We start from the raw sequence: 18,730 nt of genomic DNA on the forward strand, positions 1-18,730 counted from the left end.
GGTCATGTCCACAGCAGTTCCTTCCGTAGCCGTCGGCGGTGCTCCGCTCACCCCGGCCCAGGTCCTCTCCGTCGCCCGTGAGGGCGCCCACGTCGTCCTCAGCGAGGACACCCGCAAGGCCGTACGCCACGGCCGCGAGCAGGTCGAGGCGCTCGCCCGGGGCGAGGTGCCCGCCTACGGCGTCAGCACCGGGTTCGGCGCGCTGGCCATCCGGCACATCGCCCCCGACCTGCGCGCCCGCCTCCAGCGCTCCCTCATCCGCTCGCACGCCGCCGGGGCCGGTCCCGAGGTGGAGCGCGAGGTCGTGCGCGCCCTGATGCTGCTGCGCCTGCGCACGCTGGCCTCGGGCAACACCGGCGTCCAGGTCGTCACCGTCGAGACCCTGGCCGCCTTGCTCAACGCCGGGATCACCCCCGTCGTCCACGAGTACGGCAGCCTGGGCTGCTCGGGTGACCTGGCGCCGCTGTCCCACGTCGCCCTGGCCCTGATGGGCGAGGGGCGGGTCCGTGACGCCGACGGTGAGCCCAGGGAGGCCGGGGACGCCCTGGCCTCGGCGGGCATCGCCCCCGTGGAGCTCGGCGCCAAGGAGGGCCTGGCCCTCATCAACGGCACGGACGGCATGCTCGGCATGCTCGCCATCGCCTGCATGGACCTGGAGCGCCTGCTCAAGGTCGCGGACATCACCGCCGCGATGAGCGTCGAGGCCCTGCTCGGCACCGACCGGGTCTTCGCGGAGGAGCTCCAGAGGCTGCGCCCGCACCCGGGCCAGGCCGCCTCGGCGTCGAACCTGCGCGCGATGCTCGCGGACTCACCGATCGTCGCCTCCCACCGGGGGCCGGACTGCAACCGGGTCCAGGACGCCTACTCGCTGCGCTGCGCCCCGCAGGTGGCCGGTGCCGCCCGTGACACCCTCGCCCACGCCCTGCTCGTGGCCGGGCGCGAGCTGGACAGCGTCATCGACAACCCGGTGGTGCTCGACGACGGCCGCGTGGAGTCCAACGGCAACTTCCACGGTGCGCCGGTCGCCTACGTGCTCGACTTCCTGGCCGTGGCCGTCGCCGACACGGCCTCGATCGCCGAACGCCGCACGGACCGCATGCTGGACGTCGCCCGTTCGCACGGCCTCCCGGCCTTCCTCGCGGACGACCCCGGAGTGGACTCGGGCCACATGATCGCCCAGTACACCCAGGCCGCCATCGTCTCCGAGCTCAAGCGCCTGGCCGTGCCCGCCAGCGTCGACTCCATCCCGAGCTCGGCCATGCAGGAGGACCACGTCTCCATGGGCTGGGCCGCCGCCCGCAAACTGCGCCGCGCGGTGGACGGGCTCACCACCGTGCTGGCCGTCGAGCTGCTGACCGCCGCCCGCGCCCTGGACCTGCGCTCACCGCTGGAGCCCGGCCCCGCCACCGGCGCCGTCCTGCGCACCGTGCGCGAGCGGGTCGCCGGCCCCGGCCCCGACCGCTACCTGGCCCCCGAGATCGCCGCCGTGGCCGCCCTGGTCGCGGACGGCGCGGTCGTCGAGGCCGCCGAGACCGTCACCCCGCTCGCCTAGCCCCCGAGGAGACCACGATGAGCAACCCACGCACCGTCCGCGCGGCCCGCGGCCTCACCCTGTCGGCCAAGGGCTGGCAGCAGGAGGCGGCCCTGCGCATGTTCCACAACAACCTCGACCCCGAGGTGGCCGAACACCCCGAGGACCTGGTGGTCTACGGCGGCACCGGCAAGGCCGCGCGGGACTGGCGCAGCTTCGACCGCATCACCGCCTCCCTGCGCGACCTGGAGGGTGACGAGACGCTGCTCGTGCAGTCCGGCCGCCCCGTGGGGATCATGCGCACCCACGAGTGGGCGCCGCGCGTGCTGCTGGCCAACAGCAACCTGGTGGGGGACTGGGCCAACTGGCCCGAGTTCCGCCGCCTGGAGGCCGAGGGCCTGACCATGTACGGCCAGATGACCGCCGGTTCCTGGATCTACATCGGCACGCAGGGCATCCTCCAGGGCACCTACGAGACCTTCGCCGCCGTGGCCGCGAAGAAGTTCGGCGGCACCCTGGCCGGGACCATCACGCTGACCGCCGGGCTCGGCGGCATGGGCGGCGCCCAGCCCCTGGCCGTCACGATGAACGACGGCGTGGCGATCGTGGTCGAGTGCGACGGCAGCAGGATCGACCGCCGCATCGAGCACCGCTACCTGGACGTGCGCGCGGGCAGCCTGGACGAGGCGCTGGACCTGGCCGTGCGCGCCCGCGACGAGCGCCGACCGCTGTCCATCGGCGTCCTCGGCAACGCCGCCGAGGTCTTCCCCGAACTCCTGTCCCGTGGCGCGCCGATCGACATCGTCACTGACCAGACCTCGGCCCACGACCCGCTCGCCTACCTGCCGGTGGGTGTCTCCTTCGAGGACTGGAAGGCCCTGGCGGCGGCCAAGCCCGAGGAGTTCACCGTCCGGGCCCGCGAGTCCATGGCCGCGCACGTGGAGGCCATGGTCGGCTTCCTCGACGCGGGGTCCGAGGTCTTCGACTACGGGAACTCGATCCGCGACGAGGCACGCGAGGGCGGGTTCACCCGCGCCTTCGACTTCCCCGGGTTCGTGCCCGCCTACATCCGCCCCCTGTTCTGCGAGGGCAAGGGCCCGTTCCGCTGGGCCGCGCTGTCCGGCGACCCCGCCGACATCGCCCGCACCGACGACGCCGTCCTCGACCTGTTCCCCGACAACGAGCACCTGGCCCGGTGGATCCGCATGGCCCGCGAGCGGGTCGCCTTCCAGGGTCTGCCCGCCCGGATCTGCTGGCTGGGCCAGGGTGAGCGGGCCGCCGCCGGTCAGCGTTTCAACGAGCTGGTGGCCTCCGGGGAGATCACCGCTCCGCTGGCCATCGGCCGCGACCACCTGGACACCGGCTCGGTGGCCTCGCCCTACCGCGAGACCGAGGGCATGAAGGACGGCTCGGACGCCATCGCGGACTGGCCGCTGCTCAACGCCCTGGTCAACACCTCCTCCGGTGCCTCCTGGGTGTCCATCCACCACGGCGGCGGGGTCGGCATGGGCCGTTCCATCCACGCCGGTCAGGTGAGCGTCGCGGACGGCACCGAGCTGGCCGCCGCCAAGCTCCAGCGGGTGCTCACCAACGACCCCGCCATGGGCGTCATCCGCCACGTGGACGCCGGTTACGAGGAGGCGGAGCGCGTCGCGGAGACGCACGGCATCCGCGTGCCCATGAAGGAGGGCGAGTGAGCTTCGACCAGCTCTGGGCCGACCTGGCTCCGGTCGGGCGCTCCGCTGACAGCGGCGGCTACCACCGGTACACCTGGGCGGGCGCCGACACCGACGCCCGCGCCTGGTTCACCGAGGCGGCCGCCGCCCGGGGCCTGGACGTGCGCACCGACCGCAACGGCAACCTGTGGGCCTGGTGGGGCACGCCCGGTCCGGGCGCCGTGGCCACCGGCTCGCACCTGGACTCGGTGCCCGACGGCGGGGCCTTCGACGGCCCCCTCGGGGTGGCCAGCGCCCTGGCCGCCGTGGACGAGCTGCGCGCCCGGGGGTTCGTCCCCGCCCGGCCGCTGGCCCTGGGTGTGTTCGTCGAGGAGGAGGGCGGCCGGTTCGGCGTGCCCTGCCTGGGCAGCCGCCTGAGCACCGGGGAGATCGACCCCGCCCGCGCCCGCTCCCTCACCGACGCCTCCGGTGTCACCTGGGAGCGGGCCATGGCGGGGGCGGGGCTGGACCCCGACGGGATCGGACCGGACCCCGAACTCCTCTCCTGGCTGGACGTGTTCGTCGAGCTGCACGTGGAACAGGGGCGGGCCCTGGAGGACACCGACCACGCCGTCGGCGTGGCCAGCGCGATCTGGCCGCACGGCCGGTGGCGGATGGACTTCCGGGGCCGGGCCGACCACGCGGGCACCACCCGCCTGGAGGACCGCGAGGACCCCATGCTCCCGTTCGCCCACACGATCCTGGCCGCCCGCGCCCTGGCCGAGCGGCACGGCGCCCGCGCCACCGTGGCCAAGGGCCTGATCACCCCCAACGGCACCAACGCGATCCCCTCGCTGGTCAGCGCCTGGCTGGACGCCCGGGCCGCCGACAGCGGCACCCTGGAGTCGGTGGTGGAGGGCGTGCGCGAGGCCGCCGACCGGGCCGCCCTCGACCACGGGGTCACCCTCGCGATGTCGGCCGAGTCCACCACGCCGCTCGTGGAGTTCTCCCACGACCTCCGCGACCGGCTCGCCGGGATCGTGGGCGCTCGCGCCGCCGAGTCCGCCGGTCCGGTCCCCGTCCTGCCCACCGGGGCCGGGCACGACGCCGGGGTGCTCTCCGCGCACGTGCCCACGGCGATGCTGTACGTGCGCAACCCGACCGGGATCTCCCACTCCCCGCAGGAGTGGGCCCGCCCCGGGGACCGCCACGCCGGGGTCCTCGCCCTGGCGGACGTCCTGGCCGACCTGCTCGCGGTGCCCGGAGGGAAGCCGTGACCGGGCCGCGCCGGTACTGGTGTGAGTGGGCGTGGCTCGGCGGTGCGGCCCCCGAACCCGGGGTGCTCCTCACCGTGGACGGCGCCGGACGGCTGACCTCGGTCGTTGCGGGCGCCGCCCCGGACGGCGCCGAACGCCTGCCCGGGCTCACCCTGCCCGGCCTGGCCAACGCCCACTCGCACGCCTTCCACCGGGCGCTGCGCGGCCGTACCCACACGGGCGGGGGCTCCTTCTGGACCTGGCGCGAGGTGATGTACCGGGCGGCGGCGCGCCTCGACCCGGACTCCTACCTCCGCCTGGCCCGGGCCGCCTACGCCGAGATGGCCCTGGCCGGGGTGGCCTGTGTGGGCGAGTTCCACTACCTGCACCACGGCCCGGGCGGCCAGCCCTACGCCGACCCCAACGCCATGGGGGAGGCGCTGGTCGAGGCCGCCGCCGACGCCGGGGTGCGGATCACCCTGCTGGACGTGTGCTACCTGTCCGGAGGGTTCGGGCAGGACGGCACCCACCTGTCCCTGACCGGCCCGCAGCTGCGCTTCGGTGACGGCACCGCCGAGGCCTGGGCCGCGCGGGTCGGCGCCTTCGCCCCCTCGGGGAAGCACGCCCGGGTGGGTGCCGCCGCGCACTCGGTCCGGGCGGTCCCCGCCGCCGACCTGCCCACCGTCGCCGGGTTCGCGGACGCGGGCGGGCTGCCCCTGCACGTCCACGTCTCCGAGCAGCCCGCGGAGAACGCCGCCTGCCTGGCCGCACACGGGGCCACCCCCGTCCGTGTCCTGGCCGAGGCGGGGGCGCTCACCGAACGCACCACCCTGGTGCACGCCACCCACCTCACCGACGCCGACGTGGACACCGTCCGCGCCCACGGTTCCGCCGTGTGCCTGTGCCCGACCACCGAGCGCGACCTCGCCGACGGCCTGCCGCGCACCGGTGACCTCGTGGCCGCCCCGACCCGGGTCCCGCTCAGCCTGGGCACCGACCAGCACGCCCAGCTCGACCTGTTCGAGGAGGCCCGCGCCGTGGAGCTGCACGAACGCCTGCGCACTCACCGGCGGGGCACTCTGGGCAGCGGGGAGCTGTTGCGCGCCGCCACCGCCGACGGTCACGCCGGGCTCGGCTGGCACGACGCCGGGACGCTCGTCCCCGGCGCCCGCGCCGACCTGGTCAACGTGTCCCTGGACCACGTGCGCCTGGCCGGGGCCGACCCCGCGCGCGCCACCGACGCCGTGGTCTTCGCCGCCACCGCCGCCGACGTGCGGCACGTGATGGTGGACGGGGAGTGGACCGTCCGCGACGGTGTGCACGTCCGCCTTCCCGACACCGCCCGAGAACTCGACGCCGCCATCAAGGAGCTGCTGTGACCCCGACCGGCCCCGACACCGAACCCGCGACACCCGGCACGATCCTGGTCGACGCCATCGGCACCCTGGTCACCAACGACCCCGAGACGGGGGCGGGGCCGCTCGGTGAGATCAGCGACGCCGCCCTGGTGATCGAGGACGGCCGTGTGGCCTGGGCGGGACCGCGCGCCCAGGCGCCCGCCGCCGACGCCCGGGTGGACGCCGCCGGGCGCTGCGTGCTCCCGGGGTTCGTGGACAGCCACTCCCACATCGTGTTCGCCGGTGACCGCAGCCGCGAGTTCGCCGCCCGGATGAGCGGTACGCCGTACTCGGCGGGCGGTATCCGCACCACGGTGGCGGCCACCCGCGCCGCGACGGACGCCGAACTCCTGGCGGGGGCCCGCCGGTTCGTCCGCGAGGCGCACGCCCAGGGCACCACCACCCTGGAGGTCAAGTCCGGGTACGGGCTCACCGTGGAGGACGAGCGCCGCTCCCTGGAGGTGGCGGGCCGGGTCACCGACGAGGTCACCTTCCTCGGCGCGCACGTGGTCGCCCCCGAGTACGCCGACGACCCGGCCGCCTACGTGGACCTGGTCACCGGTCCCATGCTGGACGCCTGCGCCCCGCACGCCCGCTGGGTGGACGTGTTCTGTGAGCGCGGGGCCTTCGACGAGGAGGCCTCCCGCCGGGTGCTCACCGCCGGGATGGACCGGGGCCTGCTGCCCCGGGTGCACGGCAACCAGCTGGGCGAGGGGCCCGGGGTCCGCCTGGCGGTCGAGCTGGGGGCCGCCTCGGTCGACCACTGCACCTACCTGTCCGGTGAGGACGTGGACGCCCTGGCCCAGGCCGCCAGACGGCCGGAGCCCACGGTGGCCACGCTGCTGCCCGGGGTGGACTTCTCCACCCGTCAGCCCTACCCGGACGCCCGCGCCCTCATCGACGCGGGCGCGGTCGTGGCCCTGGCCAGCGACTGCAACCCGGGTTCGTGCTTCACGTCCAGCCTCGCCTTCTGTATCGCGGTGGGCGTGCGGGACATGGGGATGACCCCGGACGAGGCCGTGTGGGCGGCCACCAGGGGCGGGGCGCTGGCGCTGCGCCGCGACGACGTGGGGCGCCTCTCCCCGGGGGCCCGCGCCGACCTCACCCTGCTCGACGCCCCGAACCACCTCTACCTGGCCTACCGCCCCGGTGTGCCCCAGGTGGCGGCGGTGTGGAAGGACGGCGCCCTGGTCTCCGGCCGGCCCTGACCTCCGAGCCGCGTCGGGGGCGGGCCACCCGCGGTGCCCCCGGGGCTTCGGGGCTTCCGGGGTAACCCGGGTAACCCGGGTAACCCGGGTAACCCGGGTAACCCGGGTAACCCGGGTAACCCGGGTAACCGGACCGTACCCGGAACTCAACGGGGCCCTCATCCCGGTGAAACCGGCGACCCCCACAGTGGGGGGTGTCGGTGCGCGTCCCTCCGTCGCGGCACAGTGTCGTGGCGCGGCGGAGGGGCCACCCCCTACGGGAGGGCGCGAACGCCCGCCGGACGCGACCCCCGTCAGGGTTCCGCGACGCCGTCGGGAGCGGAGAACAGGACCAGGGCCAGCGCGGCCTCCCGGGGAACGGTCAGATCCAGGCCGGTCGCCTCCCGGAAGGCCTGGAGCCGGTTGACCACCGTGTTGCGGTGGCAGTACAGGGAGGCCGCCGTCTCCTTGACCGATCCCGTCGCCGCGTAGTGGGTCAGCGTCTCCATGAGTCGCGCGCGGTGCTCGGGGCCGAGCCGTTCCACGCCGCGCAGGTGCTCCTGGCCGAAGCCGGGCAGCGCCTCACGGAGCCGGTCGCGCGCCAGGGCCGACCACGCGCGTTCCTCCTGGACCAGCTCGCCCGGGCGGGAGTAGCGGGCCAGCACCCGGGCGGCCTCCACGGCCGCCGGGACCGACGCCAGGCCGTCCGCCCCGGACACCCGCCCACCGCTCACCTCCGGGGGCAGGGGCGGCCACCCGGTTCCGCCGCCCTCCCGGACCAGCGCGGTGCCCTCGTCGAACTCCCAGGTCAGGCACGGGTCGTGCTCGCGGTCCCGGACCAGGCGCCGCCAGGCCTCGTCCCTGGGCAGGACGGAGACGAAGGCCACCTCGAAGCGGCCGCGCTCGGGCAGGCCGAGTGTGCCCGCCACCTCCGAGGCCACCTCGGCGGCCCGGTCCCCGGCGTTCAGCAGACGGGAGAGGGCCTGCGCGGTCAGCGCGCGGGAGTCCCGCAACAGCACGGCCTGTTCCTCCAGGAAGGCCACCTGCACGTCACCGATGTAGCGCTCCACGATGGTGAGGATCTCCTCGGCGTGCTGCACGAGGACGTCCGCCGAGCCCGCCCCTCCGGCGCGCGCCAGCCCGGCCCAGAGCACGCGGAAGTCGAGCCGGACCGCCTCCAGCAGCCGTTCGCGCGCGACCCCCTGACGTGCGCGGCGCCTGCCGAGGCGTACGGGCAGCCCGACCAGGTGGGCGGGGAGCGGCTGGCCCGCGATCTGGCGGATGAGCATGTCGAGGGTGTCGCTCGCGGTCGCGCGCAGGTCGGTGTCGGGGACCGTCCGCTCCCGGTACCCGCCGAGGTCGTCCAGCCGCCGCAGGAAGTCGTCCACCAGGGCCTCACGGTCGGCGGCCAGCAGTTCGAGCGTGCGGGCCCAGGCCCGGGCGTCGGCTCCGTCGGGCACGGCCTCGCGCCCGGAAACGTTACGCCCCGGCGACATGGCGGAAACACCAGTCTCCGGGTTCGGGCGTGGGGCGGCCTCGGTGTCGGAATCCGCCTCCACCAGGGGGTTCCAGGGGTGTTTGGGGTCCCGGTCGGGTTCCCCCGGTGACATGGCACTGTGCATTCGCACAGGCTAGCGGCGCAGAGCGTGGGTGAATGCCGATTGATCCCCATCCATCACACCAGCACCATGAAGGCGAGACAAACGCGCTGTTTCCACAGCTCAAACGGAGACCCTCATGACCGCAAGCCCCAGCACCCCCACCGGTGTCGACCCCTCCTCGGGCCCGGCCCGACTCGAACCGGCGAAGATGCGGAAGATCGCCACCGCCAGCGTCATCGGCACCACCGTCGAGTGGTACGACCTCTTCCTCGTCGGCACCGCCTCCGCCCTCGTCTTCAACCAGGTCTTCTTCCCCGACCTCGACGGCGCCGTCGGCACCATCCTGGCCTTCCTGACCTTCGCTTCGGCCTACGTGGCACGTACCGCGGGCGCGGTCCTGTTCGGGCACTTCGGCGACCGCCTGGGCCGCAAGTCGATGCTGCTCATCTCCCTCATCACCATGGGCGTGGCCACCGTCGCCATCGGCCTGGTCCCCGACTACCGGGCGATCGGCGTCGCGGCCCCGCTCCTGCTGCTCACCCTGCGGCTCATCCAGGGCCTGGCCCTGGGCGGCGAGTGGGGCGGCGCGGTCCTCATGACCGTGGAGCACGCCCCGGTCCAGCGGCGCGGCTGGTACGGCTCACTGGTACAGGTCGGTGTGCCCGTCGGCACGCTCCTCGCCAACCTCGCCTTCCTCGGAGTCCTGGCCTCCGTCGACCACGAGGCCTTCCTGAACTGGGGCTGGCGCGTTCCGTTCCTGATGTCCGCGCTGCTCGTGGGCGTGGGCATCTACATCCGCCTGCACATCGAGGAGACCCCCAGCTTCCAGCAGGTCAAGGACCAGGGCGCCAAGGCCAAGCTCCCGTTCGCCCACCTGATGCGGCACTACTGGAAGCAGGTCCTGCTCGGCGGCGTCGCCACCCTGTCCACCGGGTCGACGTTCACGCTCCTGGTCACCTCCGGGGTCAACTACGGGACCACCGAGCTGGGGCACTCCGAGAACCTCATGCTGTGGGCCGTGCTCGTCGCCTGTTCCCTGGCGTTCGTGGCCATCCCCTTCTTCGGCCGCCTCTCCGACCGCCTGGGCCGCAGGCCCGTCATCCTCGCCGGGGTGGCCGCAGAGGCACTGCTGGCCTTCCCGTTCTTCTGGATGCTCGACTCCGGGTCGGTGCCGCTGCTCTTCGCCGCCTACTCGATGATGATGCTGGCCTTCTCCGCGAACTACGGCCCCATTGCCACCTTCCTCGCTGAGCAGTTCGGCTCCAAGATCCGCTACTCCGGGCTGTCCGTGGCCTACATGCTCTCCGGCCTCCTGGGCTCCGCCGCCACCCCCGCCGCCACGGTGTGGCTGCTGTCCGTGTCCGGGCAGAGCTCCTCGATCGCCTGGTACATCGTCGCCGCGTCGCTGCTCTCGCTCGGCGCGCTGCTCCTGCTGCGCTCCCTCGCGGGAGGCAGCCGGTTCGACGAGGCCGAGGTGGACCCCGACGCCCGGAAGGCGGTGTGACGATGGACCCCGTCCGTATCGAGGCGGTCGACGGCATGGCCGCGCCCGTGGGCGCGTTCTCCCACGCGGTGGTCGCCAACGGCTTCGTGTACACGTCCGGACAGCTGCCGGTGGACGCCAGCGGCGCCGCCCCGGACACCTTCGCGGAGCAGCTCACCCGCACCCTCGGCAACCTCCGCGCCGTCCTGGAGGCGGCGGGCAGCTCGCTCGACCACGTGGTCAAGGTCAACGGCTACCTCACCGACCCCGACCACCTCGACACCTACAACCGGGTCTACCGCGAGGTGTTCGGCGACACCCTGCCAGCCCGCACCACGGTGTGCGTCTCCCTGTGGGGAGTGGCCCTGGAGATCGACTGCGTGGCGGTCCTGGCGGACCGCGGGGAGGGGGAGCCCCGTGACTGAACCCGGCTCCGACACGCGGACGGCCGCGCTCCTGGCCACCCTCACCGACGTCGAGATCCCCACCCTCGGCCACGTGCTGGAGGAGGGGTTCTGCGACCCCGGGATCCGCCGTCTGACCCCGGTGCCCAGGATGGCCGGGGTGGCGCACACCGTCCGCCTGACCACACCCGACGCCCTCGCTGTCAACCGGGCCCTGGTCGGCCTCGCCCCGGGCGGCATCCTGGTGGTCGAGGTGGTCGGCGGGGCGCACGCCCCCGTCGGGGCGGTCACCGCCGCCGCCGTGGCCGCCCGCGCGGGCGCGGGCGTGGTCGTGGACGGACCCGTCACCGACCACACCGCCCTGGTGGAGAGCGGGCTGGCCGTCTACGCCCGGGGCACCACCTGCCGCACCACCAAGCGCCTGGGCACCGCCCTCGACGGGGTCGGCGCGCCCGTCACCGTGGGCGGCGCCCGGGTGCGCACCGGGGACGTCGTCCTCGGGGACGAGAACGGTCTCCTCGTCCTGGACCCGCACACCTTCGTCCCCGCCCCGGCCGAGGACGCCCGCCGTTCGGACCGGGCCGAACCGGAACTCCTCGCCCGCATCCGCGCCGGGGAACCGCTCGAAGGCCTCCTCGCCCTCTGACCCGCCGACACCGGCACCACCACCCCCGCCGCCCCGACACCACCAGGAAGGCCCCACCCACGATGTCCACCACCGCCCCCGCGCCGACGGACGCCGCCCGCTCGGCCGGCCACCTCATCGTCGCCCAGCTCGAACACGAGGGAGTCGAACGCGTCTACGGGGTACCCGGAGAGTCCTACCTCGACGTCCTCGACGGGCTGCACGACTCCGCCATCACCACCGTGGTCACCCGCCACGAGGGCGGCGCCGGGTTCATGGCGCTGGCGGAGGGGAGGCTCACCGGACTGCCGGGCGTGGCCATGGTCACCCGCGGGCCGGGGGCGGCCAACGCCTTCGTCGCGGTGCACACCGCGTACCAGGACGCCACCCCGCTGGTGCTGTTCGTCGGGCTGATCCCCGTCGCGGACCGGGGCCGGGAGGCGTTCCAGGAGTTCGACCTGACCGGGTGGTTCGGCAGTACCGCCAAGAAGGTGGTCACGCTGGACGACCCGGCCTCCGCCGCGCGGGTGGTGTCCGAAGCCGTCCACACGGCGCGCTCCGGCCGCCCCGGACCCGTCGTGGTCGGGCTGCCCGAGGACGTCATCCGGGTCCGGGTACCCGGTGGGACCGTGGTGGAGCCGCGCACCGCCACGACCGGCCGACCCTCCGCCGAGGCCGTGGCCGAGGTCGTCGCGCGGGTCGACCGCGCGGAGCGGCCCGTCATCTTGGTGGGCGGCGAGTCCTGGACCGACGGGACCGGCGCCGCACTCACGGCCTGGGCCCGGGAGCGCCGGATCCCGGTCCTCGCGGACTTCCGCGCCTACGACGCGGTGCCCCACCGGGTGCCGGGGGAGCCGAGCCCCTACGCGGGCTCGCTCGGCTACGGGCGCTCCGACGCGGCGGCCGCCCTGTTCGACGGCGCCGACCTGGCCCTGTTCGTGGGCACGGCCCGCACCGACGTGCTCAGTGACGGCTACACCCTGGGCGGCGACGCCGAGACCGTCCTCGTGCTCCCCGGCGACCCGCTCGGCCACAGCGGACGCGTCGACCAGCACGTGGCCGCCGCCCCCGCCGGGTTCGTCGCCGCCCTCACCGGGCACGGCGGCGAGGCCGTCCGGCACGACCCCGACCGGCTGGACCGGGCCCGCGCCGCACACGAGGCCTTCTCCACCCCCGATCCAGAGGGGACCACCGGCACGGAGGACGGTTTCGTCGACCTCACCGCCGTCATGGCGGTGCTGCGCGAGGAGCTCGACGAGGACGCCGTCGTCACCTACGGCGCGGGCAACCACGCGCTCTGGCCAGCCCGGTACCTGGAGCACCGCTCCAGCGGCTCCCTGCTCGCCCCGCGCAACGGCGCCATGGGCATGGGCGTCCCGGCCGCCGTGGCCGCCTCCCTCGTCCACCCCGGGCGCCAGGTGGTCTCCGTGGCCGGGGACGGCTGCTTCCTCATGAACGGTCAGGAGATCGCCACGGCGGTCGGCTACGGCGCGTCCTTCGTCGTGATCGTCGTGGACAACGGCGTCTACGCCACCATCCGCGAACACCAGGAACGGCACTACCCGGGGCGCCCCTCCGGCACCCACCTCACCAACCCCGACTTCGCCGCGTTGGCCCGTTCCTTCGGCGGGTACGGAGAGACGGTGTCCACCACCGCCGACTTCCGCAAGGCCCTGCTCCGCGCGCGTGAGAGCGGCGGCCCCGCCGTCCTGCACCTGCGGCAGGATCCGGCGGTCCGGTCTCCCTCCGCGTCCTGACCGCCCGCAGCCGACACCACCGTACGAACAGGGGACGACCCATGCCCACCAGCCGACCGACCACCGAGCCGACCCCGGCCCGGGACGAGGCCGACCAGCGCTTCCTCGACGACTTCGCGACCATGAGCACCTTCGGGGCCACCCCCGAGGGAGGAGTGGACCGCCAGGCCGCCACCGAACCCGACAACGCCCAGCGCCGGTGGTTCGCCTCCCTCATGGAGGAGAACGGCCTGCGCGTGGTCTACGACCGGATCGGCAACCAGTTCGGGCTGCTGGAACGCGTTCCCGGCGCCCCCTACGTCGTCGTCGGCTCCCACATGGACTCCCAGCCCACCGCCGGACGCTTCGACGGGGCCTACGGGGTGCTCGCGGCGGCGCACGCCGTGTTCCGCGTCGCGGCCGAGGAGACCGACCCGGCCGCCCCGCCGGTGCACAACCTGGCGGTGGTCAACTGGTTCAACGAGGAGGGCTCCCGGTTCGAGCCCTCCATGATGGGCAGCGCCGTCTACACGGGCAGGCTCGGCCTGGAGACCGCGCTGGCCACCCGCGACCGCGCCGGGACCACCGTGGCGGAGGCGCTGGAGCCCACGGGGTTCCTGGGTGACGGCGACGGCCCCCCGGCCGTCTTCTGCGCCGAGATCCACATCGAGCAGGGCCGGGTCCTGGAGGACTCCGGTTCCACGATCGGTCTGGTCAGCGCCTCCTGGGCGGCCAGCAAGTACGAGATCACCGTCCACGGGGAGCAGTCGCACTCGGGGGCGACCGTCATGGCGGACCGCCGTGACGCGCTGCTGGGCGCCTCCCGGCTGGTCGTCGCCGCGCGGGAACTCGCGGACGCGTTCCCCGGCACCCTGCACACCGCCGTCGGGAAGCTGGACGTCTACCCGAACTCACCGGTCGTGGTGGCCTCCCGGGTCACGCTCCTGCTGGACCTGCGCTCGCCCGACGAGGACGTGCTGGGGCGGGCCAACGCGCAGCTGCTGGAGCGCGTGGCCGGGATCGAGGCGGAGACCGGGGTGACCGTGGAGCGGCACCTGTCCCACTCCTGGGGCGTCAACCCCTACCAGCCCTCCGGGGTGGAGCTCGCCCGTACCAGTGCCGAACGCCTCGGGCTGAGCAGCGAGCCCATCATGACCGTGGCCGGGCACGACTCCATCAACATGAAGGAGCACGTTCCCACCGTGATGCTCTTCGTGCCCTCCGTCAGCGGAGTCTCGCACAACGTCGGGGAGTTCACCGAGGACGCCGACCTGCTCGCCGGGCTGGAACTGTTCACCGACGTGACCCGCCGCCTGGGAGCGGGCGAGCTCGGCCCCGCCACCGCCTACGTCCCCGGAGAGGACCGCTCGTGACCGACTACGCCGTCACCGACCCGACCACCGGCCTCGTGGTCCGACGCTTCCCCACCGCCACGGAGGCCGAGGTCGACGCCGCCGTCGCCGGGGCCGCCGAGTCCTTCCGGGACTGGCGCCGCCGCCCGGTGGCCGAACGCGCCCGCTTCCTGGCGGCCGCGGCGCGGCTCCACCGCGAGCGGCGCGACCACCTCGCGGCGATCATCACCCGGGAGATGGGCAAGACCACCGCCGAGGCGCTGGGCGAGGTCGACCTGTGCGCCGACATCCACGACTACTACGCGCGCAACGCCGCCGCGTTCACCGCGGACCGCGCCCTGGCCGTGGCGGAGGGCTCCGCGACCGTGCGGACCGAGCCGATCGGCGTCCTGCTCGGCATCATGCCCTGGAACTACCCCTACTACCAGGTGGCGAGGTTCGCGGCGCCCAACATCGCGCTCGGCAACACCGTGCTGCTCAAGCACGCGCCGAGCTGCCCCGAGTCGGCGGCGGCGATCGTCGGACTGTACGCCGACGCCGGACTGCCCGAGGGCGTGTACACCAACCTGTACGCCACCGAGGAACAGGTGGCGCGGATCATCGAGCACCCGGCGGTGCAGGGGGTCTCGCTCACCGGCTCGGAGCGGGCGGGCCGTGCCGTCGGCGCGCTCGCCGGGCGCGCGATGAAGCGGACCGTTCTGGAACTGGGCGGGTCCGACCCCTTCATCGTGCTGGCCGACGCCGATCTCGACCGGGCGGTGGACGCCGCCGTGGCCGGTCGCATGGGCAACGCCGGACAGGCCTGCACGGCCGCCAAACGGATCATCGTGCTGGACGAGGTCCACGACGCCTTCGTGGCGGCCTTCGTGGAACGGGTCGCCGCCCTGCGGGTCGGGGACCCCACCGAGGAGGGGACCGACCTCGGGCCGCTCTCCTCGGAGACCGCCGCCCGTCAGGTGATCGGACAGGTGGAGGACGCCGTGGCCCACGGCGCCACCGTGCTGACCGGCGGCGACCGGCCGGACCGCGAAGGGGCGTTCGTGCGGCCCACGGTGCTCACCGGGGTGGCTCCCGGAACGCGCGCCTACCGGGAGGAGATCTTCGGCCCGGTCGCCGTGGTGCACCGGGTCGGCTCCGTCGACGAGGCCGTCGAGCTGGCCAACGACACCCCGTACGGCCTGGGCAGCGTGGTCTTCGGCACGGACGAGGAGGCGGCGCTGGCCGTCGCCGACCGGCTCGACGTGGGCATGGTGTCGGTGAACGCCCCCTCACGAACCCAAGCCGACCTGCCGTTCGGCGGGGTGAAGGCCTCCGGGATCGGCCGCGAGCTGGGGGAGTACGGCATGGCGGAGTTCGTGAACCGCAAGCTCCTGCGCGTGCCGTAGGGCGCACACGCGAACGGGGGCCGGCGGGCACACCGTGCCCGCCGGCCCCCGTTTCGCGGTTGACGCGATGAGGCCGGTCCGGGCGTTCCCGTGGGACCGCCCGGTGAACCTAGGGAGTGGCCCGGGGGTGACCCCCCGGTGCGCCCGACGACCTAGTTGTCGTCGTCGTCGCCGTCCGCGTCGCTGTCGGAGCCCTCGGGCTTCTCGGTGGTGGAAGCGGCGGCCTTCTTGGTGACGCGGCGCTTCTTCACCGGACGCGAGTAGTCGACGAGGGGCTCGTAGCGGGTCTCGTGCTCCTTGAAGCACTCCTCGCAGGCGTCGACCTCACGGACGGCGCCCTCCCAGGCGAACTGGATGACCTCAGTCGCCTCGACCTTCTCCTCGCGGACGGCGTGGGGATCGCAGTACTTGCGCGTGAAGACCTCGGTGACCACGGCGGGGATTTCCCTTCGGTATCGCGTGAACTGTGCGGACCCTGTAATCATACACGTGTACGAACGCGGAAACGGGTGATGAGACCGGTTTCCGTGATGGGTCGGGGTCGCCCCGAAGCCTAGCGAAGTCGGAGGGGTCATCGCGCCGTCCGGCGGCGCGTGTGGCCCGGATGACCAGGCGGTCCATTCGGGTGATGGTCCGTGATCCCGGTCTCCGTCGCGGAGCGGGCGCGTTCCCGACGCCGTTACACAATGCCCTTCCCGCCTTTCGTGTTCCGGTCCCCGTATTCGTCCCGGCCGATTTGTGTATTTGGTGAACACGGCGCGGGGGCTGTGGTTAGTGTGAGTTCCACTCAGGGGTGCGGGGACGTCCGGTGACGGAGACGGGCCGCCCCGGGAATCCGGCCGACGCGCCCAGTGCGGCGCGCGCCGAGGGAAGGGCCGAAGTCCGTGGGGGAGCGGATTCGGCGTCACACACAAGGCCCCCGCGTGCGCGGGGAGGATTTTCCGTGTTCGGGGGGATGGCCGTGGTCGAGTACATGGAAGGCACGTCCGGAGGGCGTGGTGGCGGCGCTGGGGAATCGTCGCGCCTCAGCGGCGGCGGATCGGCGCGCGGGTGGGCTGAGGCGGATATGGCGCACGCCTGTGAGCGCATGTCCGTCGACCCGAGATTCGTGAAACTCCGAAGGAGATTCGCACTTCTGGCCGGAGCGGTGGTCGGCACCTTCCTGCTGAGTTACCTTTCCTATCTCCTCCTTTCCGCCTACGCGCGCGATTTCATGAGCGTGCGGATCACCGACTCCGTCAACGTCGCCTTGGCAGCGGGGCTCGGCCAGTTCGCGCTCACCTTCGCGCTCGCCTGGGCGTTCGGCCGTTTCTCCGCCCGCTCCATCGACCCCCTCGCGGAGGAGATCCGCGACCACGCCCGAGCCGAGGACACCCTCGACGGACGGGTGGTCGGTTGATGGACGCCACGGCCCTGTTCCCGTTCACCACCGCGCTCGACGTCCGCGTCGAGGCCGCGCACGCCTGGACCATCGGCCTGTGCGCGGTGTTCGTCCTGGTCACGCTGGCCATCACGATCCGCGCCCGGCGCACCACCAGGGGCGCCGTCGACTTCTACGCCGGGGGGCGCGGCTTCTCCAGTACCCAGAACGGCCTCGCCCTGACCGGTGACTACCTCTCCGCCGCGTCCTTCCTGGGCATCGCCGGGATGATCGCCCTCCAGGGCTACGACGGTTTCCTGTACTCCATCGGCTTCCTTGTGGCCTGGCTGCTGGTGCTGCCCATGGCCCAGCTCACACGCAACACCGGCCGCTTCACCATGGCCGACCTCCCCGCCTTCCGTATGCGCCGGATGCGGGTACGGCTGGCCTGCACGGTGTCCACGGTCACCGTGTGCGTGTTCTACCTGGTGGCGCAGATGGTGGGGGCGGGGGCCCTGGTCTCGGTCCTGCTCGGCCTGCACGACGGCGGCACCTTCCTGGGACTGGACGCGGGCCAGGCCCGCACCGGGGCCATCGTGCTCGTGGGCGTGCTGATGATCGTCTACGTCATGTACGGCGGGATGAAGGCGGCCACCTGGCTCCAGATCATCAAGGCCGTGGTGTTGCTCACCGCCACCGGACTGCTCACCGTCCTGGTCCTGGCCCTGTTCTCCTTCGACCCGCGCGCCCTGCTCAGCGGGGCGGCCGAGGCCAGCGGCCACGGACAGGCCTTCCTCGAACCCGGGCTGCGGTTCGGCGTCGAGGTCCCCGGAGACGCGGTCCAGACCCTCTTCAACAAGATGGACCTGATCAGCCTGGGGCTGGCGCTGGTCCTGGGCACCGTGGCCCTGCCGCACATCCTCATCCGCTTCTACACGGTGACCGACGGCCGGGCCGCGCGCTCCTCGGTCAACCGCACCATCGCCATGGTGGGAGCCTTCTACCTGATGACCCTCGCCCTGGGGTTCGGCGCCGCCGCCCTCGTGGGGTCCGAACGCATCACGGCCCTGGACCCCTCGGGCAACTCCGCCGTCCCGCTGCTCGCCGAGGAGGTCGGGCTCCGGACCGCCGGACCGGCGGGTGCCGCCGTGCTGCTGGCGCTGATCTCCGCCGTGGCGCTGGCCACCATCCTCGCCGTGATCGCCAGCCTCACCCTGGCCTCGTCCTCCTCGATCGCGCACGACCTGTTCGGCCACATCCTGATGTGGGGGCGCCCGCGTGAGTCCCAGGAGGTGGCGGTGGCCCGGTTCTCCGCGTGCGTGATCGGCGCGGTCTCCATCGCCCTGGCGGTGCGGGCACAGGGCCAGAACGTCGCCTTCCTGGTGGGGCTGGCCTTCGCCATCGCGGCCGCCGCCAACCTGCCCGTGATCGTCCTCACCATGTTCTGGCGCCGCTTCAACACCCGGGGCGTGGAGTGGGGGATCTACGGCGGGCTGTCCGCGACCCTGCTGCTGATGCTGTTCTCCCCGGTGGTGTCCGGGAGGACCGACCCCGTGACCGGCGGGAACCTGTCGGTCCTGCCCGCCTGGGTCGACATCCAGGTCTTCCCCATGGAGAACCCGGCCCTGGTGGCCGTACCGATCGGTTTCGCCTGCGCGATCCTCGGCAGCCTGCTCTCACGGGAGCGCAACAGCGCCCGCTACACCGAGCTGCGGGTGCGCTCGCTCACCGGGTGGGGCGCCGACCGCGACTGACCGA

15 protein-coding genes are annotated in these 18,730 nt (G+C 73.6%); 13 read left to right on the top strand and 2 right to left on the bottom strand.

Translation table 11 applies throughout. From position 1 onward, the window contains the following. The first annotated feature begins 4 nt into the window (after nt 1-4). Genes hutH through hutI form a run of 5 tightly spaced genes read left to right on the top strand, consistent with a single transcriptional unit; the run spans nt 5 to nt 7,047 of the window. Nucleotides 5-1,552 (top strand): histidine ammonia-lyase, encoded by a 1,548-nt coding sequence (gene hutH, locus AC0VYL_RS09760; RefSeq protein ID WP_475482918.1) that lies wholly within the window; start codon nt 5-7, stop codon nt 1,550-1,552. A gap of 17 nt (nt 1,553-1,569) precedes the next feature. Beyond that, on the top strand, nt 1,570-3,228 hold the full coding sequence (gene hutU, locus AC0VYL_RS09765; RefSeq protein WP_475482919.1) for a urocanate hydratase: 1,659 nt from the start codon (nt 1,570-1,572) through the stop codon (nt 3,226-3,228). Beyond that, nucleotides 3,225-4,463: an allantoate amidohydrolase gene (locus AC0VYL_RS09770; RefSeq protein WP_475482920.1), complete on the top strand. Its 1,239-nt coding sequence runs from the start codon at nt 3,225-3,227 to the stop codon at nt 4,461-4,463. Before hutU ends, AC0VYL_RS09770 begins: the two co-directional genes overlap by 4 nt. Then, nucleotides 4,460-5,821, top strand: a complete 1,362-nt coding sequence (locus tag AC0VYL_RS09775; RefSeq protein ID WP_475461508.1) for a formimidoylglutamate deiminase — start codon at nt 4,460-4,462, stop codon at nt 5,819-5,821. The genes AC0VYL_RS09770 and AC0VYL_RS09775 overlap by 4 nt, the downstream gene beginning before the upstream one ends. Then, nucleotides 5,818-7,047, top strand: coding sequence for an imidazolonepropionase (gene hutI, locus AC0VYL_RS09780; protein WP_475482921.1), 1,230 nt, complete (start codon nt 5,818-5,820; stop codon nt 7,045-7,047). Before AC0VYL_RS09775 ends, hutI begins: the two co-directional genes overlap by 4 nt. Nucleotides 7,048-7,340: 293 nt before the next feature. On the opposite strand, the gene AC0VYL_RS09785 is transcribed toward hutI, so the two are convergent. Further along, a complete protein-coding gene (locus AC0VYL_RS09785) occupies nt 7,341-8,648 on the bottom strand; it encodes an RsbRD N-terminal domain-containing protein (protein ID WP_475482922.1) in 1,308 nt (435 codons plus the stop codon). A gap of 115 nt (nt 8,649-8,763) precedes the next feature. Here AC0VYL_RS09785 and AC0VYL_RS09790 point away from each other — a divergent pair, with 115 nt between their 5' ends. The 6 genes from AC0VYL_RS09790 to AC0VYL_RS09815 all read left to right on the top strand — a co-directional run bounded on the left by AC0VYL_RS09790 (nt 8,764) and on the right by AC0VYL_RS09815 (nt 15,612). Beyond that, nucleotides 8,764-10,131, top strand: coding sequence for an MFS transporter (locus AC0VYL_RS09790; RefSeq protein ID WP_475461515.1), 1,368 nt, complete (start codon nt 8,764-8,766; stop codon nt 10,129-10,131). 2 nt (nt 10,132-10,133) lie between these two features. After that, on the top strand, nt 10,134-10,535 hold the full coding sequence (locus AC0VYL_RS09795) for a RidA family protein (protein ID WP_475462990.1): 402 nt from the start codon (nt 10,134-10,136) through the stop codon (nt 10,533-10,535). Continuing rightward, nucleotides 10,528-11,160, top strand: a complete 633-nt coding sequence (locus AC0VYL_RS09800; RefSeq protein ID WP_475482923.1) for an RraA family protein — start codon at nt 10,528-10,530, stop codon at nt 11,158-11,160. The genes AC0VYL_RS09795 and AC0VYL_RS09800 overlap by 8 nt, the downstream gene beginning before the upstream one ends. A 62-nt stretch (nt 11,161-11,222) precedes the next feature. Further along, on the top strand, nt 11,223-12,896 hold the full coding sequence (locus AC0VYL_RS09805; protein ID WP_475482924.1) for a thiamine pyrophosphate-dependent enzyme: 1,674 nt from the start codon (nt 11,223-11,225) through the stop codon (nt 12,894-12,896). Nucleotides 12,897-12,937: 41 nt separating this feature from the next. Next, nucleotides 12,938-14,248: a M20 family metallo-hydrolase gene (locus tag AC0VYL_RS09810; RefSeq protein WP_475482925.1), complete on the top strand. Its 1,311-nt coding sequence runs from the start codon at nt 12,938-12,940 to the stop codon at nt 14,246-14,248. Then, nucleotides 14,245-15,612, top strand: a complete 1,368-nt coding sequence (locus AC0VYL_RS09815) for an NAD-dependent succinate-semialdehyde dehydrogenase (protein ID WP_475461524.1) — start codon at nt 14,245-14,247, stop codon at nt 15,610-15,612. The genes AC0VYL_RS09810 and AC0VYL_RS09815 overlap by 4 nt, the downstream gene beginning before the upstream one ends. A 152-nt stretch (nt 15,613-15,764) precedes the next feature. Here the strand turns inward: AC0VYL_RS09815 and AC0VYL_RS09820 are convergent, their stop codons facing one another. Beyond that, nucleotides 15,765-16,046, bottom strand: coding sequence for a hypothetical protein (locus tag AC0VYL_RS09820; protein WP_475461527.1), 282 nt, complete (start codon nt 16,044-16,046; stop codon nt 15,765-15,767). 527 nt (nt 16,047-16,573) lie between these two features. Between AC0VYL_RS09820 and AC0VYL_RS09825 the strand changes: the two genes are divergently transcribed. Continuing rightward, entirely contained in the window at nt 16,574-17,011 is a 438-nt protein-coding gene (locus AC0VYL_RS09825; RefSeq protein ID WP_475462992.1) for a DUF485 domain-containing protein, read from the top strand. Then, the gene (locus tag AC0VYL_RS09830) at nt 17,011-18,726 is read left to right on the top strand and encodes a solute symporter family protein (protein ID WP_475482926.1); all 1,716 of its coding nucleotides are present in this window, start codon (nt 17,011-17,013) and stop codon (nt 18,724-18,726) included. Before AC0VYL_RS09825 ends, AC0VYL_RS09830 begins: the two co-directional genes overlap by 1 nt. The last annotated feature ends 4 nt before the right edge of the window (nt 18,727-18,730 follow it).

The organism is Nocardiopsis sp. iso_238 (assembly GCF_056173325.1).

Bases quoted from the DNA above. Each gene is read 5' to 3' on its own strand.
- AC0VYL_RS09790 (WP_475461515.1), top strand. From the start codon at position 8,764: ATGACCGCAAGCCCCAGCACCCCCACCGGTGTCGACCCCTCCTCGGGC.
- AC0VYL_RS09795 (WP_475462990.1), top strand. From the start codon at position 10,134: ATGGACCCCGTCCGTATCGAGGCGGTCGACGGCATGGCCGCGCCCGTG.
- hutU (WP_475482919.1), top strand. From the start codon at position 1,570: ATGAGCAACCCACGCACCGTCCGCGCGGCCCGCGGCCTCACCCTGTCG.
- AC0VYL_RS09785 (WP_475482922.1), bottom strand. From the start codon at position 8,648: ATGCACAGTGCCATGTCACCGGGGGAACCCGACCGGGACCCCAAACAC.
- AC0VYL_RS09830 (WP_475482926.1), top strand. From the start codon at position 17,011: ATGGACGCCACGGCCCTGTTCCCGTTCACCACCGCGCTCGACGTCCGC.
- hutH (WP_475482918.1), top strand. From the start codon at position 5: ATGTCCACAGCAGTTCCTTCCGTAGCCGTCGGCGGTGCTCCGCTCACC.
- AC0VYL_RS09810 (WP_475482925.1), top strand. From the start codon at position 12,938: ATGCCCACCAGCCGACCGACCACCGAGCCGACCCCGGCCCGGGACGAG.
- AC0VYL_RS09805 (WP_475482924.1), top strand. From the start codon at position 11,223: ATGTCCACCACCGCCCCCGCGCCGACGGACGCCGCCCGCTCGGCCGGC.